A 26,383-nucleotide genomic window follows, 5' to 3' on the forward strand; every position below is an offset into this window, starting at 1 on the left:
GGTGCTCTCTCCTGCGCTCAGCGCGTCTCGCCGCGCGCGCGGCGCAGCTCCTCGTGGGCGTCCTCGAGCTTCTCCTCGAGATCGATCACCCGCCGCTCGAGCACCGTCAGCATCCGCAGCGTGCGCTCCTGATCGCGGCGGTTGGGCAGCCCGACCGCGCTCCACACGTCGCCGAGCACGCGATCGGTGCGCGCCTTGGTGCGCATCGCCGCGGTGAGCAGCGCGCCGGTGGGCTCGAGCACGAGCGGGCTGCCGAGCACCTTCTTCGAGAGATCGGCGGCGCGGACCTCCCACGCGTCGAACTCCTTCTTCCACTTCTCGAAGAGCGTCATCCCGTGCTCCTACGTCTTCGGAGGGGTCGCGCACGTCCCGTCCCCACGGCAGCGCGCGCTCTGGTGCGGCGCACCAAAGCACTTCGGCTCTACAGCGGCGCAAAACCGGCGTCAATCTTCATCGTGTTGCGACGCACAAAACACGCGCGCGGCTCGCGAATGTTGCGTCGCGGGCGGAGGCCGCGCAGTCTGCGCGTTGCGTATGCGCCTCCGCAGCAGCAGCGAGCCGATCCTGATCAAGAAGTACGGGAACCGGCGTCTCTACGACACCAGGGCGAGCTCGTACATCACGCTCGATCAGCTCGAGGCGATCGTCCGTCGCGGCGACGACGTGCGCGTCATCGACGCGAAGACGTCGGAGGATCTCACGCAAGCGACGCTCACCCAGATCATCCTGGAGAGCGGTCGCGCGGCGCGCCTGCTGCCCGTGACATTGCTGCAGCAGCTGATCCGCATGGACGACGAGTCGCTCGCGGAGTTCATGGGGCGTTATCTCTCCGCGACGCTCGAGATGTACCTCGAGGCCAAGCGGGGAGCGCAGACGGTCTCGCCGTTCCTGCCGATGGCGACGATGCCGTTCCAAGCCGCGAACGCGATCGCGCGGATGTGGCTCGGCGCAGGTCAAGCGCTCGCGCCCGAGGCCCAGTACACGCCGCCCGCGACGACGACGCCCGCCGCGCCGCCGCCTGCGCCTCCGCCCGACACCACCGCGGTCGAGGTCGCCGCGCTGCGTCGCGAGCTCGACGAGCTCAAGACACTGCTGCGCGGCAACAAGCGCAAGACCTAGCGCGCTCCCGCGAGCGCGGAGGTGACGCGCAGGGCGACGCCGGCCTGGTTGTAGCCGACGCCCGATCCGACGAGCACGACGTGGTCGCCGACGGCGACGTGCCCGGTGCCCACCGCGTCGTGCAGCGCCATCGGGATGCACGCCGAGCCGGTGTAGCCCCAGCGGTCCATGATGCGCGGCGCCTTCTCGATCGGCGCGCCGAGCTCGCGCATCACGTGCTCGATCGTGCCGCGGCGCACCTGCGTGAACACGAAGCAGTCGACGTCGGCGATCGCGAGCGACGCGCGCGCGGTCACGTCGCGCACGATCGCGGGCCATCCCTCGTCGTTCACGGCGCGCGGATAGGGCTCGTGCAGGCGCACCTGGGTGCGTCCCTCGCGGACCGACTGCTCGCTCGCGGGCTCGGCGGTGCCGCCGCTCGCGATCATCCACGAGCGCGCGTAGCGGCCGTCGGCGCGGAACGCCGACGCGAGGAACCCGGGCTCGTCGCTGCGCACGAGCACCGCGGCGCCCGCGCCGTCGCCGTAGAAGAACGAGATCGGATCGCGCGGATCGGCGAGCCGGCGCATCAGGTACGCGCCGATCACGAGCACGCGCTCGATGCCGGGCGAGCTCGCGATCATCCCCGCGGCGGCGGCGATCGCGGTGGGGAACGACGCGCACGCGCAGCCGACGTCGAACGTGCCGGCGCGATGCGCGCCGAGTTTGTGCTGCACGATCACCGACGTCGCGGGCGTGACGTAGTCGGGGCTGTCGGTGCCGACGAGGATCAGATCGAGATCGCTCGGTGCGAGGCCCGCGCGCTCGAGCGCATCACGCCCGGCGGCGACCGCGAGATCCGACGTGGCCCAGTCGTCGGGCGCGACGAAGCGTCGAGTGATGCCCGAGCCGTGCTCGAGCTTCTCGATCGTCTCGCGATGCGCGTCGCCGAGCTGCGCGATCAGCGCGTCGTTCGAGCGCTCGATCTCGGGAACGTACACGCCGGTCGAGGCCAGCGCGGCATGGTGGAACGTGCGCATGTCGATCACGCGGTGCCGGTGGAGAGCAAGCGGGGCCGGAGCCCCGCGCGCAGCGTTTGGGGAGGTGGCCCCCTCAGATCAACAGCCGCATCGAGACGATGAAGCTGTCGGTGGCGTTCACGCGCGGCGCCATCGGCGTCGCTTCGGCCATCGAGCGCGACCAGCGCGCGCCGATCGAGACGTAGGGCTCCATGAGCCACAGCGTCGCCGCCACGTTGATGTAGTGGTTCGTCAGCGACGACATGTCGGTGATCGACGACGTGAGGAAGTAGTACTGCGCGCCGACGCTCAGCATCTCCCACGTGAAGTCGACGCCGCCCGCGCCGACGAAGCCCTCGTAGTCGCGCTGCGAGCGTATCGTCACGTCGGGGATCTCGACCTGCTCGTTGCGGCGGTACGCGAACGTCCCGTTGAGCCGCAGCATGTCGCCGAGGATCTTCACCTGCGCGGTCGCGCGCAGGTTGTATCCGAAGAGCGAAGCGTCGGCGTCGGTCGTGACGTCGATGTCGACGAAGTAGAGCTGCGCCGCGAGCCGCAGGTCGACGATCTCGTGCGAGAACGTGAACGACGGCGTGATCGTGTTGAGGTGGATGTCCGATCCCGGGATGCCGTTCGCGAGCGCGCGCAGCGGCGCCGTGAAGAGCGTGCCGAGCGAGCTCACGTCGCCGCCGAAGCCGAACGCGAGGCTCGTCGTGAGCGGATTGCCGCCGGTGTACGAGAGGCCGAAGTCGAGCCACTCCCACCCGTAGCGCAGCATCACGCCCTGCCCCTGCGCGAAGCCGCTGACGAGCAGCGGGTCGCGCACGTAGGGGTCCATGCCGAAGCCGTCGAGCACGTTGCTCGAGATGAAGTCGAGGCTCGCGGGATCCGGGAAGATGCCGCCGGTGAGCGAGAGGCCCCACTGCGAGAGGCGCAGGTAGTTCTCGCGCGCCTGCAGCGACGCGGTGCCCTCCCACACGCTCGTGCCCACCGGACCGTTGCGCGCGAGGCTGAAGCCGAAGTTGCGCTCGAACACGCTGCGGAACGTGACGAACCCGAAGAGCTGACCCTCGAGGCCGAAGCGCGCGAGCGCGAGCGTGCTGACGCGCGCCGCGAGACCCTCGGTCGTGTCGCTGTGCGGCAGGTACGCGACGAGCATCGCGGAGAGCTGGATGACGGGCTTGATGAAGTCGTCGCCGTCGCGCCAGAACGTGAAGGCGGGGCGCGCGGGGAGCATCGTCGTGCTCAGCGTGCGCGTCGCCGCTTCGGCCTGATCGGGCGGCTCATCGGGCAGCGGCGCGTCGCCTTCTCGCTGCTCTTCGCTCGCGTCGACGGGCTCGCGCGGTGCGTCGTCGGTCGTCGCGTCGGGCGTGGGCGCTTCGAGCGGCGCTGCATTCTCGGGCGGCGCTGCCTCGTCGGGCGGCGCTGCGTCGTCGGGCGGCGCTGCCTCGTCGCGTGGCGCGGCCTCCACGGCGCGCTCGTCGCTCGGCGCCGGCGCGTCGGTCTGCGCGCGCGCTGCGCTCACCCAGGTGCTCGTCGCGAGGGCCGCGATCACCGCGAGCCCACCCATGTTGCGAAGCCCGTACATCATCCCATCCCCTTCGAGCAGTTCACTCCGCAGCACGAACGCGCGAGAGCGCGGCGCTCGCCGTGTCGCCACGACGGCCACCGCGCTCTCCGGTCCCTCGATCAGTCCGCGAGCTTCTCGAGGATCAGATCGATCCCGGCGTCCGAGCGCGCGCTCCCGAAGTGGTTCGCGAAGAACCCGGGCGCGCCCGTGAAGAAGTACCCGCTCGTGTCGTAGTCGGAAAGCGTGATCAGCACGTTGTCGACGCACGGCTCGAGGTCGAGCTGCGACGACGCCTCCGAGACGAACTCGTCCTGCAGCTCGCCGCTCGGGATGTCCTCCATCGTCACCGTCGTGTACTCGACGACGTTGTCCTCGCACTGGTTGCGCTCGCCGTACGCGTAGCTGCCGTCGGCGCAGGGCGCGGCGAAGAGGTCGTTCGGACCGTTGAGCGGGCGCGTGAAGTACGTCGGCACGAACGTGCCGCGGTCGCCCATCTCGCAGCCGACGGTGCCGCGCATGTGATCGAAGCTGTCGCAGAGCGTCTGGCCCGCGCTGACGCCGTGGTTCGAGCCCGAGAGCAGGATCACGTCCTGGATCCGCGCGAACGGGTTCACCGCGCCCGCCTCGCCCGCGCGGTGCTCGAGGTAGAGCCGGCGCAGCGCATCGCGGATCACGCTCACGCCGAGCGAGTGGCCGATCAGCGAGACGCGACGCGTCGGGTTCTCGGTGAGCACCGCGCGCACGAGCGACTGGAGCATCGGCACCGCCCAGCCGTGGTCGATGTTGCGGAACGCGTTGCCGGTCGCGCTCGTCATGTCGTAGTCGGCGAGCGTGTTGACGAGGTCGGTGCGCGCGTCGAACGCGATCACGCGGTAGCCCGCGCCGACGAGGCGCGTCGCGAGCTGCTCGCGCGTCTCGGTGTCGACGACGATCTCGAAGCCCGCGACGTTCGTGATCGTGTCGCCCGCGACGCCGTCGTTCGCGTACTCCTCGAACGTCGTGACGCTCGACGAGTTGCCGTGCACGAGGATCACGATCGGCTTCGTCGTGTCCTCGGCCGGCTGCGCGTACTCCTTCGCCGCGCACGCATAGCCGTCGATCGACGCGGGCGCGCCCGCCGCGACCTCGGCCTGGTTGTCCGTCACGAGGAACTCGACGTTGTTGCCGTACGCCGCGCGCGCGACGCAGCCCGGGTGCGTCGCGAGGTCGTCGCGATAGCGTCCGGCGTAGTCGGCCTCGCGGGCCTGGTCGCCGCCGGTGCGCACCATCTCGGTCGCGTCCTCGATCGACCAGGGGAGCATCGCCGCGACCTGCGCCTCGCGCGCGGCGATCGCCTCGCGGCAGGCCATCACGCGCGGGTCCGTCTGACCTCCGTCGGACGGTGGCCCGGCGTCACCACCGCTCGCGTCGACCACGCCGCTGTCGATCGGATCCGAGCCGTCGTCGTCGCCGCAGCCCACCGCCCCGAGCGCTGCCATCAAGAGGAGCGCGCGCCCCGTACCCCGTCGCATCATGACTACCTCGTTCGTCCGCGCTGCGTGTCGCGCGTGTTTCTGTTGTGCATCGCACAATACAGCGACTGCTCGCGCGTTTCCAGTCAGCAGCCGAGATTTCTGGGCGCCTGCGATGTACCGCCTTCTCGCACGAGGGCCGGAAGTGCGACCACCTGCTGCGTCGCAGCAGGACGAGCGAGCCCGGGTCGGCGCCGTCCGGGGCGAGGATCGTCCGCTGCATCGGCGGCAGCTTGGATCGGAAATCCGACGGCTGTTGCGACGCAACATCCAGGACGTGAGGGATCTCCGCGGGATTCGGCGCGCGTGGGGTGCGGCGGCGCGCTGCAGCGCGTGAGGATCAACGTTCTCGCATTCGCGGTCTCGAGGCCCTACAACTCGCCGCGACTGGAGGACCATCGAGCAGTGCCGTGGGACAAAGAGCACGACGTCGTGGTGATCGGCAGCGGACCGGCCGGCGAGGGCGCGACGATGCGCGCCGCGAAGTCCGGCGCGAGCGTGGTGATGGTCGAGCGCTACCGCGACGTCGGCGGCGGCTGCACGCACTGGGCGACGATCCCCAGCAAGGCGCTGCGCCACGCGATCAACGAGACGCTGCGCTTCCGCCGCAACCCGATCTTCGCGTCGGCGGCGATGAACGTCGAGCTCACGTTCCCGAAGCTGCTGCGACAGGCCGAGGGCGTGATCGGCAAGCAGGTCGAGATGCGCCGCGGCTTCTACGTGCGGAACCACGTCACCGTGGTCCACGGCCATGCGTCGTTCGTCGATCCGCACACCGTCGAGGTCGACACCGACGAGGTCGGCGCCGCGAAGCGCCGCCTGCGCGCCAAGCAGTTCATCGTCTCGACCGGCTCGCGTCCCTATCGCCCCGCGGACGTCGACTTCTCGCACCCGCGCATCCGCGACAGCGACACGATCCTGCGGCTCGATCACACGCCCGACTCGATCACGATCTACGGCGCGGGCGTCGTCGGCTGCGAGTACGCGTCGATGTTCCGCAACCTCGGCGTGAAGGTGAACCTCGTCAACTCGCGCGAGAAGCTCCTCGCGTTCCTCGACGACGAGATCATCGACGCGCTCGCCTACCACCTGCGCGATCAAGGCGTGCTCATCCGCCACGGCGAGGAGTACGAGAAGGTCGAGCCGGTCGACGACGGAGTCGTCGTCCACCTCAAGAGCGGCAAGAAGATCAAGAGCGACGTGCTGCTCTGGGCGCAGGGCCGCACCGGGAACACGCACGATCTCGGGCTCGAGAACGTCGGGCTCGCCGCGGACTCGCGCGGTCAGCTCAAGGTCGACGCGCTCTACCGCACCGAGCAGCCGCACATCTACGCGGTCGGCGACGTGGTCGGGTACCCGAGCCTGGCGAGCGCGAGCTACGACCAGGGCCGCTTCGCCGCGGGCCACGCGGTGCTCGGGGTGACGGACGAGAAGCTCGTGCAGGACATCCCGACGGGCATCTACACGTCACCGGAGATCAGCAGCCTCGGGCGCAACGAGCGCGAGCTGACCGCGGAGGGCGTGCCCTACGAGGTCGGTCACTCGCTGTTCCGCTCGCTCGCGCGCGCGCAGATCACCGGGCAGACGGTGGGCATGCTGAAGCTGCTCTTCCACCGCGAGACGCTGCAGATCCTGGGCATCCACTGCTTCGGCGATCAGGCCGCGGAGATCGTGCACATCGGGCAGGCGATCATGTCGCAGAAGGGCGAGGCGAACACGCTGCGCTACTTCGTGAACACGACGTTCAACTACCCGACGATGGCCGAGGCGTATCGCGTCGCCGCGCTGAACGGGCTCAATCGTCTCTGTTGAGCCTGGGAATCGCGGCGTGCGCGCGCGCGGTTCGTGCGCGCGGAGGACGTCGATGAGGGTGCGCTGGCTCGCGTGGGGTTGTGTGCTCGCGCTGCTCGCCGGGTGCGAGTGTGGCGGCCGGTCGAGCGAGAGCGCACCCCCTCCATCGACGAGCCCGGTCGATCCACCGAGCGCGCCGACGAGCGACGGCGTCGCGATCTCGTCGGTGCCCGAGCAGCGCACCGAGGAGAACCGCGCGGCGATGCGCACGAAGCGACGCGCGTTCACCCGTGCGCTGCGCGAGGCGAGGCGCGCCGCGCGCGAGGGCGACCACGCGACGGCGCTCGCGCGCATGGACGAGGCGCTCGCCGCGCTGCCCGAGCCGCGGGCGCGCTGCGAGGCGGGCTACATCGCGTTCCGCGCCGGCGACCATGCCCGCGCACGCTCGATGATCGAGACCGCGCTGCGCGAGCTGCCGCGCGATGCCGACGTGCCCGAGCGCCTGCGCGCGCCGCTCGCGATGTGCCTCTACAACGCGGGGCTGGTGCGCCGTGAGCTCGGTGACGCGACGGGCGCGCGCGATGCGTTCACGCGCTCGCTCGCGCTGCGCGCGCACCCGAGCGTCGAGCGTGCGCTCGCCGAGCTCGGCGAGGCCCCTGCCGACGCGCCCGCGCCCGCGGTGCCGAGCGCGCCCACGAGCCCGATCGCCGACGACGCGCTCGAGTCGCTCGTCGACGAGGAGCACGCCGTCTTCCGCGCGACGCTGCGCGAGCGCGCGTGCGAGGACCTCGAAGAGCTCCCCGCCGCGCTGGTGCACGGCGACGTGCGCGCGATGTTGATCGAGCCGTGCCGCGAGCCCGAGGGATCGGGCGAGCTCTGGGTCGCGCACGACGGGCGCGTGGACGTCGTCCCGCTCTACGAGATCGAGCGTCCGAGCGCGGAGGTCGGCGCGTCGCGCTCCGGCACCGCGCGCGCGCAGTGGCTCGACGTGATCGCGGGCGGGCGCGCGGAGCTCGTCGTGGGCTTCGAGCAGCACGGCGAGCTCTACGTGCCGTTCGACGAGGGCGAGGAGTCGAGCACCTCGATCACCGCGACGACGATGGTGTGCGCGATCGAGCCCGCGCTGCGCTGCGCCGCGTGGCGCACGTTCGAGAGCGAGCGCTCGCTCTCGCTCGGCGCGGAGGACGACGACGGCGGCCCGGTCGCGGGCGAGGCGCGCGACGAGATCGTCGCGGGCTCGTTCGTGCTCGACGCGTCGGGCTCGCTCGAGGTCGGCGCGCCGCTGTGTGCACGAGCGCGCGAAGAGGGCCAGTTCGAGGACGCGTACGACTACGGCGCGTCGGGCTCGGAAGGAGATCGCTGCGAGCCCGACGCGTCGGCGCTTCGGCCCGGCGTCTACGCCGTCGCGCAGCTGCTCGGCGATCCGCGGGTGTGCCGCGTCGGATGCGCGGGCGGCGCGCGCGCGACCGCGTCGACGGTGACGACGACGCCGACCTGCCGTCGCGTTCCCGACGCAGCGGGCGTGCCCGCGGGGCGCGTGCTGCCCGATCGCGAGTGGTTCGCCGGCACGATGTGCGGCCCCGACGCGATCTGCGACGCGCTGATCTACGAGCGCGGTGATGGCCACTGGCTCGTCGAGCCGTTCGAGATCGAGCGCGACGACGACGTCGAGACGTGGCTCGCGCTCTGCTCGCTGGGATCGACGCTCGGGCCCGAGCCGTTCCCCCAGATCGACTCGTGGTCGCTGAGAGAGGCCGCGCGCGTGCAGCCCGACGGGCGCGCGCCGATCGTCGCGCGGTGGCTCGATGCGGAGCTCGAGCCGATCGATCTCTACGCGCAGCAGGCGCTCCGCACGCGCATGCTGATCGTCGTCGACGTCGCGCGCGGCACGCTCGAGCGCGTCCTCGCGGAGCACGAGGACGCTGGGCCGTACTGCTGGCGAGGCATGTGCCCCGAGCAGCCGGCGCACCTCACCCGGCTCGCGCTCGACCGCATCGCGGAAGAGGAGCAGCAGGCCGAGGCCGATGACGTCGCGTTCGACGATCGCGGCACGGGATCGCGCTCGTACGTCGCTCGACGGACCGTCGAGGCGAGCGCCGATCCGCGCGAGGGCACGCTGAAGGTGCGGATCGGGCCGTGGAGCACGGCGCGCGAGACGTCGGTCGAGGGCGCGGAGGAGCGCTCCACCACGCTGGACCTCGCGCCGCTGCGCGAGTTGGCCGAGCCTGGCCCGGGCGAGCGCACGCATCGCTGAGCCGCGGACGCCCCCGACCATTTCGGGCCACGTTGGTCCGCGCCCGCGGTGAAGAGCGGCGGCAGACCGCGAATTGGACCATGCTACCGCGCAACATTGGTCCATCCTGGCACTGCACGATCACCTAGGTCGTGCCGTTGCGGTCCTCGAGAATGCGGGGGATTACCTGGACCAATCGTGGCGGACGCGGCCACGAAAAGGGGGTCCAGGTGGAACGCAGCCTCGGATTGGTCCTCGACCACGCGCTCGATGTACCGCTGTACCAACAGCTCTTCGATCGCATCGCGGAGCGGATCCGCAGCGGCGCGTTCCCCGCAGGCTTTCGCCTGCCGCCATCGCGAAAGCTCGCGGACGAGCTCGGCACGCACCGCAACACGGTGGTGCGCGCCTACACCGAGCTCGAGCGCAGCGGCTTCCTGAGCTCGACCGTCGGGCGCGGCACGTTCGTGCGCGCGCAGCCCGCGGCGGTCGCGCTCCCGGTCGGACGTGCGCCGGTGTCGAGCGCGGAGCGCGCGCCGATCCCGTGGAGCTCGATGATCAGCGAGCGCGCGCGGACCGAGGGCTTCGCGCGTGTGGCGCGGGTGCAGCGCATCGCGCGTGTCGGTCGCGGCGAGCTCGTGAACCTGACGAAGATGGAGCCGGGGCCCGACCTGCTGCCCGACGAGCTCTTCCGCCGCTGCCTCGAGCACGTGATGCGCACGACCGGCACGCGCGCGCTCGGGTACGCGCCGCACGAAGGTGTGCCGCGTCTGCGCGAGCGCATCGCCGCGGACCTCGTGCGGCAGGGCGTTCCGGCGCGCGCCGACGACGTGCTCGTGACGTCGGGCAGCCAGCAGGGCCTCGACGTGGTCGCGCGCGCGCTGGTCGATCCCGGCGACGTCGTGATCTCGCAGGCCGCGACGTACACCGGCGCGATCCAGATCTTCGGCGCGAACGGCGCGCGGCTGATGGGCGTGCCCGCCGACGCGGAAGGGCCCGACATGGCGTGGCTGCGCCACGCGGGGCGCGCGAAGGCGCTCTACCTGATGCCGAACTCGTGCAACCCGACGGGCGAGTGCATCTCGGGCCCGCGGCGCGAGGCGCTGATCGCGTGGGCGCGCGAGACCGGCACCGCGGTGATCGAGGACGACTTCGTGGCGGACCTCGAGCTCGACGGAGCAGCGCCGCCGCCCGCGATGCGCGCGCTCGACGGCGACGTGATCTACCTGAGCACGTTCAGCAAGAAGCTGATCCCGGCGCTGCGCATCGGGTTCCTGCTGTGCCCGCCCTCGCTCGCGCCGCAGCTCGTCGCGCTGAAGCACGCGACCGATCTCGGCACGTCGGGGTTGCTGCAGCACGCGCTCGCGGAGTTCCTGGAGCGCGGCTATCTCGCGGCGCACCTCAATCGGATCCGCGGGCAGTACCGCGAGCGTCGCGACGCGCTGTGTGTCGCGCTGAAGAAGTACCTGCCGCCGAGCGTGCGGTTCCGTGCGCCGACGCGCGGGACGACGATGTGGATCGAGCTGCCGGACGATCTCGATCCCGAGGCGGTCTTCGAGGAGGCGCGCCGCCGGGGCGTGCTGGTCTCGCCGGGGACGCTGTATCGCGTGGATCGCGCGGTGGGCGGTCCGTCGGGGCTGCGTCTCGTGTTCGGCGGCGAGTCGCCGGCGCGCTTGGTCGAAGGCGCGAAGCGGCTCGGCGCGGCGATGGACGCGGTGTCGGTGGGGCGGCGCGCGGTGGTGAAGCGGACGGGGACGGATCCGCTGGGCGTCGTGTGAGCGCGGCCGCGCGGGGTCGCGCGGGGTGAGGCTTCGGCGAGGGGCGCGGGGAGGGGGTCTCGTGCTCGGACAGTCCTCGCGATTGCCACCTGCTGCGCTGTGAGAAGGCGTGTGAGCGAGTCTCGGCCCCGCGGGCGCGTTGCGCCTCGCGGGGCCTCGCATTCGCGGGAGTAGCGGAGGCTGGTGGGCGCTGCGGAACTGCGCGCGAGACCCCCTCCCCGCGCCCCTGGGTCGATGGCGCTTCGGCCGCGCGAGGGGGCTGGAAGGGCTCGCCCATCTTTGGATTGTGGTGAAGAGCGAAACGCGAAATCCCGCTCTGCGGGATTTCGTGTTTCGCGGACCGGCTCGCGCTTCGCGCATCGCGGCGGAATTCGACGGGCTCGCGCTCCGCGCCTCGCCTTGCTCCGTCACTCTCGTCGGGCGCGAGATCGATCGCAGCGACGCGCTGCGGGATTCGACTCGCGCGGCCGAGGTGTGTCGTGCTCATCGGCGCTCGCGCGATCTGACTCGCTCAGCAGTCGTTCTCGCACTCGCGCTGGCAACCTCACGCGCACCGGACCTGATCGTTCCCCACTCGCTTCGCTCGGCACTCGCTCCGCTCCCCACTCGCACGCGAGTCGATCGCTCCGCACTCGCTCTCACTCGCACTCGTCGCGCTCGCCGTCGTCGTCGCACCCGTACGCGCCGTCGTCATCGCACCCGCCGTCGCACCCGCACTAGCCGTCAGAACCCCGCCTCCAACCGCGCCAGCAGCCCTCTTCCCGGCCCGTTGATGCTCGATCCGTGCACTCGATACGCGCTGTCGAGCACGTTCTCGAGCACCACCGACACCGCGAGGTGCGGATCGAATCGCCACGCTGCGCGCAGATCGACGACGGCGTATCCCGGCGTGCCGCCCGCGAGGATGCGCGCGTCGCTCGCGTCCGCGGGCGCGAGGCGATCCTGATCGAGCGCCCACCGCATCGTCGCGCCGAGCGCCAAGCCGCGCGGCGCGGGCTGCCAGCGCAGGTCGAGCGCGCCGCCGAACGGCGGGACGCGCGAGAGCGGCACCCGCACGTTCGCGTCGGTCGGGCTCGGGCCCTCGCCCCACGCGATCGAGAGCGTGCTCCGTGCCACCAAGCCGATGTCGCGCAGGTCCAGCGTGAGCGCGAGCTCGGTGCCGACGATCAGCGACTCGCCCTCGGCGTTGACGAGCTGATATCGCGACCACGACCCGCGACACTGCGGCGTCGCGGGCGGGCACGCCGACGCCTCGCGCGGGACGCGCGTCATCGCGCCGTCGAGCAGCATCGCGTACGCCCACGCGTCGAGGCGCAGCGCGTCCCAGGCCTCGATGCGCGCGCCGATCTCGAAGGTGGTCGAGCGCTCCTCGCGCAGATCGGGGTTCTCGAACTGGAAGCCCGGGCCCGCCTGCTGGCGGGACGTGAGATCGTCGAGGTTCGGCGGGCGGACGCCCTGATCGACGTTCACGTGCAGCGTGAGCTCGGGGACGATGCGCGCCTCGATCCCGGCGCGCGCCGCGACGCCCGCGACGTCGAGGTCGACGCGCGCGGTGCCCGACGACGGATCTGCGCTCGCGCGCGCGCCGGCGTAGAGCACGCGCGCACCACCCCGCGCGATCAGCCCGGTCGTGATCGCCGCCTGCACCTCGCTCCACGCCGAGAGCTGCGCGAAGCGCGCGCCGTCGACGTACTGGCCGCGCGGCTCGCGCACCGTGAGGCCGACGTCGGTGAACGCGGTGCTCGCCTCGGATCGCACGACGTCGGAGTACGCCTCCGCGCCGAAGTGCACCGCGATCGCGAGCTCGGGCGCGAGCACGAACGCGCGCGTGCGGCCGCGCACCGTGAGGCCGTAGGTGTCGATCGTGTCGAGGAATCGGTTCTCCACGAACGCCGTCGGACGATCGCGCAGCCGATGCTCGTGGGTGCGCTGCCAGCTCAGCGCGATGCGCATCTCGGCGAGCTCGGACTCGCGCGGGCGCACGTCGATCGCGAGCAGACCGAGCGCGCGCGTCTGCTGCAGGTACGTGAGGCAGTCGTTGCCCGGCGCGAACGGCGCCGGACACTGATCGGTGCGCGGGCTGTCGAATTGGTGCCAGCCGTAGCCCGCGAGCGTCACACGCAGCTCGTCGGACGCGCGCCACACGAGGCGCTCGTCCCAGCTCAGCACGCGGAAGCCGGTGCCGCGCTGGGTGCGCCCGTCGTCCTCGACGAACGGGATCATCGGCACGTTGCGACGCATCGCGGGATCACGCGCCGGCACACACGGCACGACCGTCGAGAGCGGGCACACGATGCCCGCGCCCTGGAGCGGACCCGCGTCGCGATAGCGCACGCCGCCGAGGAACCCGAGCGATCGCCCGAGCTGCAGATCGATCTCGGCGCGCGCGCCCGCGTCCGTGTCCTGCATTCCGTAACGACCGATCAAGCGCGGATGCACGATCAACCCGTCGCGCCGCGGATCGATCGTGGGCTCGCGCGGGAGCGCGAGGATCGCGCCGCCCAGCGCGTCGGCGCCGAGGCGCGTCGTGGCGCTGCCGCGCACGACGTGGATCGTGGCGAGGCTCTCGACGTCGACCGTGAAGAAGTACTGGTTGGGCCCTTGTCGGAAGATGCCGTTGTTGAGCCGCACTCCGTCGAAGAGCAGCAGCACTTGCTGGCCGGTGACGCCGCGCACGTAGGGGCTCGCCTGGCCGTGCGCGGTCTGCTGGATCGACACGCCGGGCATCAGGCGCAGCGCGTCGGGCGCGGATCGCACGACGCGCTCTTCGATCTCTTCTTCGGCGACCGAGTCGGTCGCGCGACCGCGCACGTCGTCGGGCGCCGCACGCGCGCGCGCCCGGAACGTGCTCTCGTCGTCCTGTGCGCGCGCGGGGATCGCGACGATCGCGATCGTCACGATCACCGCGAGCCGTCCGATCACGCGCACGGGAACGCGGACTCGAGCAGCTCCACGATCGCGTCGACGTCGACGTCGGCGGGCGCGCTCGCTCCGTCGATCTCGCTCGCGACGAGATCCGCGAGCTCGGTGCTGCGCGCGCGCAGCATGCGATCGGCGAGCGACTCGCGCGCCGGCACCACGATGTCGCTGCCGCCGGGATCGGGGCTCGGGATCGTGCGCTGCGCGATCGATCCGAGGATCACGCGCCCCCACGCGAAGTGCGCGAGCTGCTCGTCACCGCTGCTCGCCTCCATGCGCCGGAGGCGATCCGCGATCAGCAGCGCCATGCCGCGATCCATCGCGCGATCGAGCTGCGTGCGCGCGCGATCACGCAGGTCGAGGCGCTCGCTCGACACCGGCTCGGGATCGAGATCACGCCAGCAGCGCACCGCGAGCAGCGCGTCCCAGATGCGATCGTGCGTCTCGACGTCGAGCTCGCGGACCAGGCGCGCCATCCCGAGCCCGCCGCTGCGCGCCTCGACGCCGCCCGTGTAGTACGCCCACGCGGAGTCGCAGTCGCGCGCGGTGCTCGTGCACGTGAGGCTCTCCTTGTAGGGCGAGATGTAGAGGAACCACGTGAGCGCAGCATCGATGCGCGCGGCGTGCACGCGCAGCGGCTCGCCCGCGCCGCCCGTCATGCCGGCCGCGAACCCTTCGCGCACGATCGGCGCGAGCTGCGTCGGGCCGACGCAGTACTCGGGCGCCGCTTCGATCACCGAGCCCATGCGGCAGTCGTTGGGATCGGGCGCGGTGACGTGCTCGTCGGTGCGGCGGATGACGCGCGAGCCGAGCCCCTCGCTCGTCTCGTAGACGGTGCGCGCGTCGGTGAACGCGGTCGCGCTCGGCTCGCCCACGAGCAGACCGCCGGGCGCGAAGATGGTGTCGTATGCCTCGACGCGCGCGATGGTCGAGATCGTCGGCTCGATGCGCGCGTAGGTGCCGACGTCGGACACGCAGGGCGGCCACTCGTCGGTCGACGACATGTCGACGCGCGGCGTGTAGTCGCCGGGGAACGGCGCGCACGTCTCGCCGCCGGCGTCGGCCATCGGAGCGTCGCTCGGCGCGTCGACGGGCGCGGTCCACGCGTCGATCGGAGCCGATGCGTCGACCTCGGTGGCACCGTCGTCGTCACCGCATCCGAGGAGCGAGAGCGCTCCGCCGAGGGCCGCGATCCCGAACGTCGTCCGTGTCTTGAAGCGCGAGGACTGCATGGCCGCGACTATACGGGGATCCCTCGACGAAAAGCGCGCGCCTCGTCACTGCGAGCGCGCGCGTTCTGGTACCGTTTTCCGCATGCATCGCGCTCTCGTGCTCCGTGCGCTCGCAAGCATCTCGCTCTTGTCCTCGCTGGTCGCGGGGTGCGATTGCGGCGGCGATCCGCCGGGCGACGCGTGCGAGAGCTCGACGGACTGCCGCAGCACGCAGGAGTGCATCGACGGGACGTGCGTCGCGCGCACCGACGGCGCGCGGCCCGGGCTCGACGCGTCGGGCGACTCGGGCGGCGCATGCGTCGACTTCGACGGCGACGGGCGCTGCTCCGACGTCGACTGCGACGACATGGACGAGACGCGCGGCGGGCCCGAGCGCTGCGACGGAGTCGACAACGACTGCGACACCCGCACCGACGAAGGGCTCGTCGAGATCTGCGGCGGCTCGTGCAGTCCCTCGTGCGACGTCGAGACGATCCCCGGGGCCGGTGGATGGATGCCCGACGGGACGAACTCGGAGGGCGTGATCGTCGATCCGTCGGGCGCGCTCACGCTCGGCCGCACCGAGGCGACGTCGTTCTCGGTGTGGGTCGCCAACATGGACGACGGCACCGTGAGCAAGATGGACTCGCGCACCAACCGCGAGCTCGCGCGGTACCCCACGGTCGGCGCGACTGCGCCCGCGGGATCGCGGCCGTGGAACGAGATGTGCGCGTGGACGCGCACCGGTGGCAACTGTCCTTCGCGCACCGCGGTCGATCAGAACTTCGACGCGTACGTCGCGAACCGTGCGTTCTACGCGCAGGGCACGGTCACGAAGGTCGCGAACCGCGAAGAGGATTGCGTCGATCGCAACGCGAACGGGGTGATCGACACCTCGCGCGATCTGAACGGCGACGGGACGATCGACATCGCGACGGCGGAGTTCGTCGGCGTCGAGGACGAGTGCATCCTGTGGACCACGGCGGTGGGTGCCGACAACGCGTGGCCGCGCGCGCTCGCGATCGGCGTCGCGCCGCCCGACGCGCTGGTCGGTGACGTGTGGGTCGGCACGTTCGAGGGGCGTCAGGCGTGTCGGCTGAGCCCGGTCGACGGCAGCACGATCAACTGCGTCGCGATCAACAACCTGCAGCCCTACGGCGCGGTGTCGGACTCGATGGGCCGCATCTGGTTCGTCGATCGCAGCGGCGCGCGGCGCGACATCCTCGGCTACGTCGACGCGGGCGGCACGACGTTCACGCCCGCCGCGCCGGTGCCCGACGCGGGGTTCCCGCCGAACCTGCAGGCGTATGGGATCACCGTCGACGCCGACGGTCGCATCTACATCGCGAGCAGCGCGAGCGATCCGCCGATCCTCCGCTACGACCCGGCGACGATGACGTGGGAGAGCGCGACGCTGCCGCTCGGCGGAACGCCGCGCGGTGTCGCGGCCGACGAGATGTATCTCTGGGTCGGCATCAGCCACGAGTCGCAGGCCTTCACCGGTGCGCTCAGCGATCGCGTGGAGCAGCTGCGCCTCAGCGACCTCTCGCACGTCGCGACGCACCGCATCCCGACCGGACGCCAGCCGGTGGGCGTCGGCGTGTCGTTCGACGGATCGGTGTGGGCGATCTGCCAGGGGACGAACTCGGCGTCGCGCCTCGATCCGATGACCGGCGCCTGGATCGAGCACGGCGTCGGGCTCCATCCCTACACGTACAGCGACTTCATCGGGTTCGGGCTCAACGTCTTCGCCGAGCCGCGCGGGCGTTATCGCTTCCGCCAGACCGGGTGCGAGGCGGGCGAGTTCGGATCGCAGCGCTGGCTCGGCGCGCGCGTCAACGCGGAGATCCCGGCGAGCACCGAGGTCACGCTCTGGGTGCGCGTCGGCAACACGCCCGAGGAGGTCGAGGCCGCGACGTTCATCGGGCCCTTCCCCGCGCCGATCGCGAATTTCGCGGGCCCGCCCGGCCCGATCCCGCAGGGACGCATCATCGAGGTCGAGATCCGGCTCGTGACGATGGACCGCCGCGTCGCGCCGCGCGTGATGTCGATCGAGCTCGCCGGCGAGTGCACCGGATCGTGAGCGAGCACGAGGAGCGACGGCCGCGCATCGAGGCCGCGGAGTTCGAGGCGCTGATTCACCAGACGATCCCGCTGACGCGCATCCTGCCGTTCCGGGTGCAGGAGCTGGACTGGGGAAGCGCAACCATCCGGTTGCTGTTCTCCGATCAGCAGCTGCGCGCGGGCGGGACGATCAACGGGCCCACGATGATGACGCTGGCCGACACCGCGCTCTACGCCGCGGTGCTGACGCGCATCGGGATGGAGCCGCTCGCGGTGACGAGCGATCTCACCATCCACTTCCTCCGCAAGCCCGAGCCGCGGGATCTGATCGGGCGCGCGACGGTGCTGCGCGCAGGACGGCGCATCGCGGTCGGCACGATCGAGATCTCGAGCGTCGATGGACCGCTCGTCGCGCACGCGACGGGCAGCTACGCACTGCCGTGAGCGACACGAAGCCCGCGCGCACCAAGTGGCTGCGCATCGGCGCGCTGATCGCGCTCACGGTCGCGCTGATCGCGATCGGTCACGCGACCGGCGTGACCGAGCACCTCACGCGCGAGCGCATCCAGGCGACGATGCTCGAGCTCGGCGCGCTCGGGTTCCTCGCGTACCTCGCGATGTTCTCGGTCGGCGAGCTGGTGCACGTGCCGGGCATGGTGTTCGTCGCCGCGGCGATCCTCGCGTACGGGCCGGTGATGGGCTTCGCCGCGGGGATGGTGGGCGCGCTCGTGTCGCTGACGATCTCGTTCTACGTGGTGCGCACGGTCGGAGGTCAGCCGCTCGGCGACGTCCAGCGACCGATGCTGAAGCGCATGCTCGCGCACCTCGACGAGCGACCGATCGTGACGATCGCGGTGCTGCGCCTGCTCGTGCAGATGCTGCCCGCGCTCAACTACGCGCTCGCCATGAGCAAGGTGCGCTTCCGCGACTACCTCGTGGGCTCGATGCTCGGGCTCGTGCCGGTGATCGCGATCGCGGCGTTCGCGTTCGACTGGCTCTTCGCGCGCTGATCAGTGCGTCGTCGACGCTTCGGCCTCCGACTCGGTCGCGGCCTGGTCGACGTCGCGGATGCGCGTGAGCGCGACGCGCCCGAACACGAGGCCGAGCACCGCCGCGGAGATCGAGCCGACGAGGATCGCGAGCTTCGCGGCCTCGAGCAGCGCGCCTTCGAACGCGAGCTCCGCGACGAAGAGGCTCATCGTGAACCCGATGCCGCCGACCAGCGCGACCGTCACCACGCCGCGCCAGGTCACGCCGCGCGGCAACGTCGCGAGCCCGAGCCGCACCGCGAGCCAGCTCCCGCCCGCGATGCCGATCGTCTTGCCCGCGACGAGCCCGAGCGCGATGCCCCACGACATCCACACCGCGTCGGCCGCGATCTCGGTCGCGCCGATGCTCACGCCGGCGTTCGCGAACGCGAAGAGCGGCATCACGACGAACGCGACCCAGCGGTGGCACGCGTGCTGGAGCGCGTCGACGGGCGCGACCGACTCGCGCCGCGCGTGATCGAGCGCGTCGAGGTGATCGTGGCCGAGCGACGCGGCTGCGCGCTCCGCGGCAGCGACGAGCTCCGCGCTGCCGTACCACGCGCGCGTGGGCGTCATCAGCCCGACGATCACCCCGGCGAGCGTCGCGTGCACCCCCGCCGCGTGCAGCCCCTGCCACACCGCCGCGCCGGGGATCACGTAGGCGAGCGCGCGTCGCGCGCCCGCGGCCTGCAGCAGCAGGATCCCCACGACGCCGAGCGCGGCGAGCGCGAGCCCGGTCGCGTCGAACCCCGACGAGTAGAAGACGCCGATCACCAGGATCGCGCCCACGTCGTCGATCACCGCGAGCGCGAGCAGGAGGATGCGCAGCCCGGGGCTCACGCGATCGCGCAGCAACGTGAGCACGCCGACCGCGAACGCGATGTCGGTCGCCATCGGCACGCCCCAGCCCGACGAGGTCGTGCGCCCCGCGTTGAGCGCGAGGTACACGGCCGCCGGCACGAGCATGCCGCCGAGCGCCGCCGCGAGCGGCAGCGCCGCGCGTCTCGGCTCGCTCAGCTCGCCGCGCGCGATCTCGCGACGGATCTCGAGGCCGACGACGAAGAAGAAGAACGTCATCAGCACCTCGTTCACGACGAAGTGCAGCGACGCGGCGAACGTGGTGCCGCCGAGGTGCACGCCGATCGGCGTCGCCCAGAGCGCGTGATAGCGCGCGGCCCACGGCGAGTTCGCCCAGACGAGCGCGGCGGTGGTCGCGACGAGCAGGATCGCGCCGCTCGCGACCTCGGTCGCGAGGAACGCCTCGACCGGGCGCGTCACGGTGCGCACCGCGCGGCGGATCGGCTGCCACGCCTCGGGAGGCGCGGACGATGGGGTGCGCTGATGGATCGATCGAGACATGCCGCTCCGCGAGCACGAGGCTCGGAGCGGCTGGCGGCCCGACCAGCCGGGGTGACCTGCGGCGACGACACCGCACCCGACGAGTTGTGGAACGAGCGTTCACGAGTAGCGGACGCGCCGACGAGGCGCAAGCTCGTCAGCCCACTTCGGGCGTCGCTTCTTCGCGATGACGGCGCGCGATCGCGCGCATCTGCGGGCTCGCCGCGACGAAGAGCAGCGCGATGCCGATCAGTGCCGCGCCGGTGCCGTAGGGCAGCTCCTGGTGCAGCTCGTAGAGCGCGGTGCCGACCAGCGGGCCGAAGAGGCGACCGAGGCCCTGCGCGCTGTTGTTGAGCCCCGCGACCTGGCCCTGCTCGTCGTCGTGCACCGCGAGCGACATCGCGCTCGTCACGCCGGGCAGTGCGAGCCCCTGACCGAAGCCCTGCAGGCCCATGCCGAGCACGATCCATCCGTACTCGCGCGCGAGCATCAGCGTGAGGAGCCCCGCGATCGTGATCGGCAGCCCCGCGATCACCAACGTCGTCGGCGCGACGCGCATCCGCCGCGCGAGCCCGCCCTGCACCGCGACCGCGACCACGCCGTAGACGAAGAGCGCGCCGCCCATCCAGAGCGGCGTGTCCTCGCGCGTCAGGTGCAGCCGATCCTCGACGAGGAACGCGACGGTCTGCTCCATCAGCACGGTCGCGCCGGTCGTCACGGCGGCGACGAGCAGGAGCGGCCACGCGCGGCGCGCGACGTCGCCGAGGCGCGCGGGCGGACGCTCGCTGGGCTCGCGACGAGGCGGCTCGGGCAGGCGCGCCCACACGAGGATCGCGTTGAGCGCGCCGAACGCGGTCGAGAGCCAGATCGGCGCGGTGAGCCCGAAGAAGTGCGCGACGGTGCCGCCGATCACCGGGCCGAAGATGATCGCGAGGCCGAACGCGGCGCCGATCACCGCCATGCCCGACGTGCGGTTCTCGCGCGTCGTGAGATCCGCGGCGTACGCCTGCGCCGTGGGCAACATCGCGCTCGCGAACGCGCCGCCGATCACGCGCGCGCCGAGCATCAGCGCGAAGAGCGCGAGCGGCGGCACGACCTGCATGCGGCCGACCTCGGCGGCCGCGCCGAGCAGCCCGAACGCGAGCGCGAACCCGCACACGCCGACGAGGAGGATCTTCTTGCGCCCCGCGGTCTCGCTGCGCTTGCCCCACCACGGCGAGAGCAGGAGCTGCATCAGCGCGTAGCTCGTCGAGAGCGCGCCGATCTGGGTGTCGGAGAGGCCGAGATCGCGACCGAGCGGGCCGATCACCGGGAACAGCACCGAGAGCCCGAGGATGCTGTTGAAGATGGTGACGAAGAGGAGGCCCATTCGGAGGGCGACATCCTACGTGGAGCACGATTCGTGTCGAGGCGTGTACGCTGCGCGTCGTGATCCGCGTGGCGCTCGACGTGATGGGCTCCGATCACGGGCCCGAGGCGACGGTCGGTGGGGCGGCGACGATCAGCACGTCGCCGAGCGCGCCGCAGCTGGTGCTCGTGGGCGACGAAGGCGCGATCCGCGCCCAGCTCGCGAAGCGCGAGCACGACCCGTCGAAGATCCGCGTCGCGCACGCGGGCCAGGTGTGCGGCATGGACGACAAGCCGAAGGAGACGCTCGACGCGCGGCCGGACGCGTCGGTGCTCGTCGCGGCGCGCCTCGTGAAGAGCGGCGAGGCGGACGTGCTCGTGAGCGCGGGCAACACCGGCGCGGTGACGCTCGCGTGCGCGCGCACGTTCGAGCGACTGCCGGGCGTGGGGCGTGCCGCGCTCGGCGCGGTGGTGCCGACCGAGCGACGTCGCGGCGAGAAGCGCGATCCCTTCTCGCTGCTGCTCGACGCGGGGCTGACGCTCGAGGTGAGCGCGGACGATCTGGTCGCGTTCGCGCTGATGGGCTCGGCGTACGCGCAGCGCATCTCGAAGAACCCGCGGCCGCGCGTGGCGCTGCTCTCGATCGGCAGCGAGGCGAGCAAGGGCACCGCGGCGATCGTCGAGGCGCACGCGCGCTTGTCGCGCAGCACGCAGATCGACTTCATCGGGAACATCGAGGGGATGGACATCCCGCGCGGCACCGCGGACGTGGTGGTCACGGGCGGGTTCACCGGGAACATCGTGCTCAAGATGCTCGAGGGCATCAGCGAGACGGTGATGCGCCTGGCGCGCGCGGCGGGGGAGGCGAGCGTTCGCTACAAGGCCGGTCTCGCGCTGCTCGCGCCCGCGATCCAGAAGGTGCGCGAGGTGACGGACTGGGAGCAGTACGGCGGGGTGCCGATCCTCGGGTTCGATCGGCTGTGCATCAAGGCGCACGGGCGCAGCACCGAGCGCGCGATCGCGAACGCGCTGAAGGTCGCGACGATCACCGCGCGCACCGACCTCGTGAGCGCGATGCGCACCGCGCTCGCCAACGCCTGAGCCATGCGCGCGGCGCATCGCTCCGATGCGCGCGATGCGTTCGACGCATCGCTCGTCGGGATCCACGACGAGCACATGGCCCCGAACGAGATCGTCGACTGGTTCACGCGGATCTGGGCGGATCCGCCGGCACACGGGTTCCGCTTCCTCGAGCCCTTCTCGCCGGACGTCGAGCTGATCGCGCCGCTCGCCGGGCGTACGCGAGGACGCGAAGCGGGGTACGCCGCGTTCCGGCGCACGTTCGCGCTCTTTCCCGATCTGCGCGCCGAGGTGCACGCGTGGGGCGCGAGCGAGGACCACGTCTGGATCTCGATGACGTTCCACACGCGCGACCTCTCGTGGCCCTCGGTCGACGTGCTGATGCTCACCGACGGCGTCGTGACCGCGCGTCGCGCGTACTTCGATCCGCTGCGGGTGGTCGCGTACGTGCTGCGCCGTCCGGCGCTCGCGTGGCGTTGGGTGCGCATCCGCCGTGCGCGCGGCGCGCCGCCGTGGCCGGGGTGATCGACGATCCGGGATCTCGGGTGTACATCGGGCGCGAGCGGTCCACGGACTGCGAAGGATCCCGGGAGCAAGGTGAGGTCCACGTGAAGCCGGTGATGAAGCCCGCCGAGGCGCTGCCCTTCTTCTTCGATCGCGACGCGCTGCTCGAGGTCGCGCGCGAGCGCGCGACAGTCCACCAGGAGAACGCGCCGTTCCCTCACACCGTCATCGACGGGCTCTTCCCGACCGAGCTGCTCGAGCGCGTGCTCTCGGAGTTCCCGTCGCCGCGCACCGAGGGCTGGGAGCGCTACGACGATCCGCTGCAGAAGAAGCTCGGATCGCGCGACGAGGAGCGGCTCGGACCGACGACGCGTCTCTTCCTGCACGAGCTCAACTCGGCGCCGTTCATCCAGTTCCTCGAAGAGCTCACGGGCATCCGCGGGCTCGTGCCGGACCCGTGGTACGAGGGCGGCGGCCTGCACCAGATCGAGCGCGGCGGGATGCTCAAGGTCCACGTCGACTTCAACAAGCACACGCTCTTGAAGCTCGATCGCCGCATCAACGTGCTCGTCTATCTCAACAAGGACTGGGACGAGGCGTGGGGCGGGCACCTGGAGCTCTGGGACACCGAGATGAAGAAGGCGGAGCACAAGATCGCGCCGCTCTTCAACCGCATGGTCGTGTTCAACACGACCGACTTCGCGAACCACGGTCACCCCGATCCGCTGCAGTGCCCGGCCGAGCGCCAGCGTCGCTCGCTCGCGCTCTACTACTACTCGAACGGGCGCCCGGCGTCGGAGGTCGCGGCGTCGCACACGACGATCTTCAAGCGACGACCCGGTGAGTCGATCCCGCTGACGTTGAGCGAGGTCGGCGAGAACCTGCTCCCGCCGATCCTGCTGGACGCGATTCGGCGCGCGGGGTTCGTTCGGTCTCGCAAGGGATAGGCCCCGGCGTGCGGCGGGTGGGGCCCCGAGACGACCGTACGCGCTCTCGTTCTCGTCCGACGTGCTCGATCGTGCTCGAGCACGCGACCGAGCGCGGCGCGATCAGCCTTCGTCGGGCGTCGCGGTCGTCGCCTGCTCGGTCGACGGCTGGGCTGCGTCACCCGGCTCGGCGGCCGCGCGCTCGTCGTCGACGTGCAGGTTCACGTCCATCGTCACCTGCACCGGCGCGACGGAGATCGGCTCGACACGCACCGCGTGCGAGAAGCACCCGGACGTGACGACCGGGAGCGAGACGAGCCCGAGCGCGACCAGCGCGCGGCGAGCGTTGCGAACGAACGACATCGACGACGTCTTCATGAAGGCTCCTGCGAGGGCCGGCTGCCGAGGAGCACGAGGCTCCGATCGAGCACCGGCTGCAGTCCGTTGACCTGGAGAGTGAGATCGAGCTCCTGCGGCGTGCGCGCGCCGCGACCCTGGACGCGCGCGCGCAGGCGCGTCGTCCCCTCTTCGCCCTGGAGCTCGAACGCCAGGCGCGAGTACTCGAAGTCGGCGAGCGCGGCGAGGACGCGCTGCTCGATCCACTCGCCGTCGCGGAGCTGATCGAGGCCGCGCGCGGGCGTCGCCGACGCCGGCAATTCACGGATGCGCACGCGGCCGGGACCGCGCGCCGAGAGGCGACCACGACCGAGCACGATGCGCGGCGTCGCCGAGACGAGATCGACGCGCAGCGACATGCTTCCGTCGAGCCGACCGGTGCCGCTCGCGCGACCGCTCGAGACCGCCGTCGCGAGGCGCTGCAGCTCGATGCCGCGCAGCGTGAGATCGAGCGCGAGGCTCGGCGCCTCGGGATCGACGCGGAACGGCGCGACCTCGACGCGACCACCGCCGACCGCGGCCTCGGCGCCCGCGATCACGATCTCGCGACGCACCGTGCCCGACGCGGTGCGGCCGGCGTGCGGCGGGCGCGCGAAGTGGATGCGCGCGCTGCCCTCGCGCAGCGAGATCGTGCCGCCGAGCGTCAGCGCGTCCCAGCGAACGCGATCGGCGCCCGCGCTCACCGGCGGATCGAGGTGCGCGAGCTCGAGCGTGCCGTTCACGCCGGTCGCCTGGAGCTGGCCCGACTCGTTCTCGAGCGCGACGTCCTCGAACGTCACGCGGCCCTCGCCCGCGCCGGCGCGGGGACCGAGCAGCGCGTGCAGCGACACGCCTGCGCGCCCCACGATGCGCGCGCCGCAGTGCTCCACGAACACGCGATGCAGGGCGTCGTTCGCGTCGATCGGCTCGGTCGGCACCTCGACGTCGACGTGACCGCGGCCGCTCTCCATGCCGAGCGCGACGTCGACGTGGTACGGAGCGCGCGCGCTCGCGCGACCATCGAGCGTCAGCGCGAGCCGATCGCCTTCGAGCGCGAGCGTTCCCTCGCTCGCGCCGAGCGCCACGCCGGCCCACGCGGTGTGGCGCGCGCGGCCGCGACCCCGCGCGCGGATCGAGCGCTGCTCGTCGAGATCGATCGGGAGCTCGAGCCGCACGTCGCGCATCGCGAGCTCGGCATCGGGCTGCGCGAGGCGCGCGACGCGGATCGCGAGCGGCGCGGCGAGCGAAGGCCGATCACCGAGCACCACGTCGACGTCGCCCTCGGCGCCGACGTCCGACGCGCGCAGCACTCCGTCGCCGCGCGGCGAGCGCGCGCGCGCATGCAGCGTGATCTGCACCTCGCCGGCGCTCGTGCGCGCGATCATCGGACGATCGCCGCGCGGCGAGAGCGCGAGCGCGACGTCGTGGAGGCGCAGCTCGGAGCCCTCGCTGCCCAGCGCGAACGCGCCGAGCTTCACGCCGACGTCGGTGCGGGCGTGGGCGACGATCGATCCGTCGATCGCGCGCTCCACGTCGAGGCGCGGCGCGAGCACCGCGCGCTCGAGCCGGACGTCCTCGATGCGCGCGCTCGCGAGGTGGAGGTGCGATCGCACGTCGAGCGCGAGGCCGGGCGCGAGCTCGCCCGTCGCGTCGAGCACCACGTGCGCGTCCTGCACCTCGGCGATCTCGTGCGCGGCGCGCGCGACGTGCACGTCGAGGTGCCCGTCGTCGAGCGTCCACGTCGTGCCGCGCGCGGTGCCACGCGCGCGCAGCGAGGGCGGCGCCGAGAGCTCGATCGCCGGCGCGAGGCGGGTCGCGATCGCGCGCGGGAGCGTGCCGTCGAGCGACCACGCGACCGCGTCGTCGCGCTGGACGATCTCGAGGTCGAGCGTCTCGCCGGACGCAGCGCGCGCTTCGATCTGCAGCGTGTGCGCGCGCGGGTGCATCGAGATCGCCCAGACGCCGAGCGCCTCGGTCTCGAGCACGATGGCGCCGCGGGTGTCGCCGGGCGCGAGCTCGCCCTCGATCGCGACGTCGATCGGCGCGCCGTCGGCGCGCGCGAGCACGACGTGGGAGCGCTCGATGCGCACGTGATCGATCGCGGGGCCGCCGCCGCCCGCGTCGCGCGGCGGCTCGGCGCGCGCGAGCAGCCGCGCGGGCGTGCTCTCACGAAGCGCGTCCTCGTCGAGCGCGGTCGACCAGCGCGCGCCTTCGATCGTCATCGAGATGCCGCGATCACCGAACGGATCGAACGCGACGTCGATCGACTCGGCCTCGAGGTCCGGCGCGAGGCGCACGTCCGCGAAGCGCACGCCGTCGAGCCCGACGTGCTCGACCCGCAGCTGCGCGTCCTCGAGCCCGAGCTCCGCGAGCTCGCCGCGCACCTGCGACGCGACGAGCGCCGGAACCTCGACCTCGAGCGCGCGCCAGACCAGCGCGGACAGCGCGACGAGCGCGAGAGAGATCCCACCGATGCGCGCGCCCTTGCGACGAGGCGGCGGCTCCGCGGTGCTGCTGCGAAGCGACTTACGCATCTGGGCGCCTCGGTGTACGGACGCGAGGTGCTGATCGCAATGCACGAGCGACGCTCT

At 71.9% G+C, this 26,383-nt stretch carries 20 protein-coding genes; 10 read left to right on the top strand and 10 right to left on the bottom strand.

Going from position 1 to position 26,383, the window contains the following annotated elements; genetic code table 11:
• Nucleotides 1–17: 17 nt before the first annotated feature.
• Nucleotides 18–332 carry a hypothetical protein gene (locus DB32_RS40990; RefSeq protein WP_053238105.1) on the bottom strand — a complete coding sequence of 105 codons (315 nt, stop codon included), beginning with the start codon at nt 330–332 and terminating at the stop codon, nt 18–20.
• 202 nt (nt 333–534) lie between these two features.
• Here DB32_RS40990 and DB32_RS40995 point away from each other — a divergent pair, with 202 nt between their 5' ends.
• On the top strand, nt 535–1,119 hold the full coding sequence (locus DB32_RS40995) for a polyhydroxyalkanoate synthesis regulator DNA-binding domain-containing protein (RefSeq protein WP_053238106.1): 585 nt from the start codon (nt 535–537) through the stop codon (nt 1,117–1,119).
• On the opposite strand, the gene DB32_RS41000 is transcribed toward DB32_RS40995, so the two are convergent.
• The 3 genes from DB32_RS41000 to DB32_RS41010 form a co-directional block, all read right to left on the bottom strand.
• A complete protein-coding gene (locus DB32_RS41000) occupies nt 1,116–2,138 on the bottom strand; it encodes a 3-oxoacyl-ACP synthase III family protein (RefSeq protein WP_053239130.1) in 1,023 nt (340 codons plus the stop codon). The genes DB32_RS40995 and DB32_RS41000 overlap by 4 nt on opposite strands.
• A gap of 73 nt (nt 2,139–2,211) precedes the next feature.
• A complete protein-coding gene (locus DB32_RS41005; protein ID WP_053238107.1) occupies nt 2,212–3,708 on the bottom strand; it encodes a hypothetical protein in 1,497 nt (498 codons plus the stop codon).
• A gap of 98 nt (nt 3,709–3,806) precedes the next feature.
• A complete protein-coding gene (locus tag DB32_RS41010; RefSeq protein ID WP_169791719.1) occupies nt 3,807–5,198 on the bottom strand; it encodes an esterase/lipase family protein in 1,392 nt (463 codons plus the stop codon).
• A gap of 405 nt (nt 5,199–5,603) precedes the next feature.
• Here DB32_RS41010 and sthA point away from each other — a divergent pair, with 405 nt between their 5' ends.
• The 3 genes from sthA to pdxR all read left to right on the top strand — a co-directional run bounded on the left by sthA (nt 5,604) and on the right by pdxR (nt 11,000).
• Nucleotides 5,604–7,010, top strand: a complete 1,407-nt coding sequence (sthA, locus tag DB32_RS41015; protein WP_053238109.1) for a Si-specific NAD(P)(+) transhydrogenase — start codon at nt 5,604–5,606, stop codon at nt 7,008–7,010.
• A gap of 52 nt (nt 7,011–7,062) precedes the next feature.
• Nucleotides 7,063–9,243: a tetratricopeptide repeat protein gene (locus DB32_RS41020; RefSeq protein WP_157070285.1), complete on the top strand. Its 2,181-nt coding sequence runs from the start codon at nt 7,063–7,065 to the stop codon at nt 9,241–9,243.
• A 209-nt stretch (nt 9,244–9,452) separates the two neighbouring features.
• On the top strand, nt 9,453–11,000 hold the full coding sequence (gene pdxR, locus DB32_RS41025; protein ID WP_169791720.1) for a MocR-like pyridoxine biosynthesis transcription factor PdxR: 1,548 nt from the start codon (nt 9,453–9,455) through the stop codon (nt 10,998–11,000).
• Between the two features lie 723 nt (nt 11,001–11,723).
• Here the strand turns inward: pdxR and DB32_RS41030 are convergent.
• A complete protein-coding gene (locus DB32_RS41030) occupies nt 11,724–13,928 on the bottom strand; it encodes a TonB-dependent receptor (RefSeq protein ID WP_053238112.1) in 2,205 nt (734 codons plus the stop codon).
• Nucleotides 13,919–15,151 carry a hypothetical protein gene (locus DB32_RS48870; RefSeq protein WP_053238113.1) on the bottom strand — a complete coding sequence of 411 codons (1,233 nt, stop codon included), beginning with the start codon at nt 15,149–15,151 and terminating at the stop codon, nt 13,919–13,921. Before DB32_RS48870 ends, DB32_RS41030 begins: the two co-directional genes overlap by 10 nt.
• Nucleotides 15,152–15,233: 82 nt before the next feature.
• On the opposite strand from DB32_RS48870, the gene DB32_RS41040 reads away from it, so the two are divergent.
• Genes DB32_RS41040 through DB32_RS41050 form a run of 3 tightly spaced genes read left to right on the top strand, consistent with a single transcriptional unit; the run spans nt 15,234 to nt 18,204 of the window.
• Nucleotides 15,234–17,213, top strand: a complete 1,980-nt coding sequence (locus DB32_RS41040; protein WP_053238114.1) for a hypothetical protein — start codon at nt 15,234–15,236, stop codon at nt 17,211–17,213.
• Nucleotides 17,210–17,638, top strand: coding sequence for a PaaI family thioesterase (locus DB32_RS41045; protein WP_205627123.1), 429 nt, complete (start codon nt 17,210–17,212; stop codon nt 17,636–17,638). The genes DB32_RS41040 and DB32_RS41045 overlap by 4 nt, the downstream gene beginning before the upstream one ends.
• Nucleotides 17,635–18,204: a TVP38/TMEM64 family protein gene (locus DB32_RS41050; protein ID WP_053238116.1), complete on the top strand. Its 570-nt coding sequence runs from the start codon at nt 17,635–17,637 to the stop codon at nt 18,202–18,204. Before DB32_RS41045 ends, DB32_RS41050 begins: the two co-directional genes overlap by 4 nt.
• Here DB32_RS41050 and nhaA read toward each other — a convergent pair whose 3' ends face one another.
• A complete protein-coding gene (nhaA, locus tag DB32_RS41055; protein WP_476707533.1) occupies nt 18,205–19,569 on the bottom strand; it encodes a Na+/H+ antiporter NhaA in 1,365 nt (454 codons plus the stop codon).
• Nucleotides 19,570–19,717: 148 nt separating this feature from the next.
• A complete protein-coding gene (locus DB32_RS41060) occupies nt 19,718–20,929 on the bottom strand; it encodes an MFS transporter (RefSeq protein ID WP_053238118.1) in 1,212 nt (403 codons plus the stop codon).
• Nucleotides 20,930–20,988: 59 nt separating this feature from the next.
• Here DB32_RS41060 and plsX point away from each other — a divergent pair, with 59 nt between their 5' ends.
• From plsX to DB32_RS41075, 3 genes are all read left to right on the top strand, one after another.
• Nucleotides 20,989–22,008 (top strand): phosphate acyltransferase PlsX, encoded by a 1,020-nt coding sequence (gene plsX / locus DB32_RS41065; RefSeq protein ID WP_075097752.1) that lies wholly within the window; start codon nt 20,989–20,991, stop codon nt 22,006–22,008.
• Between the two features lie 3 nt (nt 22,009–22,011).
• Nucleotides 22,012–22,512 (top strand): nuclear transport factor 2 family protein, encoded by a 501-nt coding sequence (locus tag DB32_RS41070; protein WP_053238119.1) that lies wholly within the window; start codon nt 22,012–22,014, stop codon nt 22,510–22,512.
• 83 nt (nt 22,513–22,595) lie between these two features.
• A complete protein-coding gene (locus tag DB32_RS41075; RefSeq protein ID WP_205627124.1) occupies nt 22,596–23,438 on the top strand; it encodes a 2OG-Fe(II) oxygenase in 843 nt (280 codons plus the stop codon).
• 102 nt (nt 23,439–23,540) lie between these two features.
• Here the strand turns inward: DB32_RS41075 and DB32_RS41080 are convergent, their stop codons facing one another.
• Entirely contained in the window at nt 23,541–23,795 is a 255-nt protein-coding gene (locus tag DB32_RS41080; protein WP_053238120.1) for a hypothetical protein, read from the bottom strand.
• Entirely contained in the window at nt 23,792–26,326 is a 2,535-nt protein-coding gene (locus DB32_RS41085) for an intermembrane phospholipid transport protein YdbH family protein (RefSeq protein ID WP_053238121.1), read from the bottom strand. The genes DB32_RS41080 and DB32_RS41085 overlap by 4 nt, the downstream gene beginning before the upstream one ends.
• Between the last annotated feature and the right edge of the window lie 57 nt (nt 26,327–26,383).

The organism is Sandaracinus amylolyticus, assembly GCF_000737325.1.
GTDB lineage: Bacteria > Myxococcota_A > Polyangia > Polyangiales > Sandaracinaceae > Sandaracinus > Sandaracinus amylolyticus.